The 369-nt window shown below is 71.3% G+C and carries 1 protein-coding gene; it reads right to left on the bottom strand.

Going from position 1 to position 369, the window contains the following annotated elements; all coding sequences use genetic code 11:
- Positions 1-361 (bottom strand): pirin family protein (locus AB8Z36_RS42105; protein ID WP_369218577.1); only part of this gene is annotated, 361 nt, incomplete at its 3' end.
- Between the last annotated feature and the right edge of the window lie 8 nt (positions 362-369).

Here is a 369-nt window from a genome sequence, read left to right as displayed (position 1 = left end):
TCTGGACGAAGACGAGGGGGGTGTCGCCGTCGTTGCGCTCCACATGGCGGACGCCGCCCGCGGCGGAGAGGTGTTGGACGTCGCCCCGGCGGACCAGGGAGGCGCGGCCCGTCGTGTCGCGGTGGGTGAGTTCGCCCTCGACGACCCAGGTGACGATCTCCGTGTGGCTGTGCGGGTGTTCGTCGAAGCCCGCGCCGGGGGCGAGGCGCTCTTCGTTGCAGGCGAGGATCGCGCCGAAGCGGAGGTTGTCGGGGTCGTAGTGGGGCCCGAAGGAGAAGGCGTGCAGGGACTCGATTCCGGCCGTCGGCTCCCCGCCGCGGTACCGGTCGCCGGAGCGCCGTACTTCAATCACACTCCCCACGGTAGTGC

The sequence above is a fragment of the Streptomyces flavofungini genome (assembly GCF_041028215.1).
GTDB classification, from domain to species: Bacteria; Actinomycetota; Actinomycetes; order Streptomycetales; family Streptomycetaceae; genus Streptomyces; species Streptomyces flavofungini_B.
The sequence above is the reverse complement of the archived record's forward strand: the minus strand, read 5'-3'. Positions and strand labels throughout refer to the sequence as shown.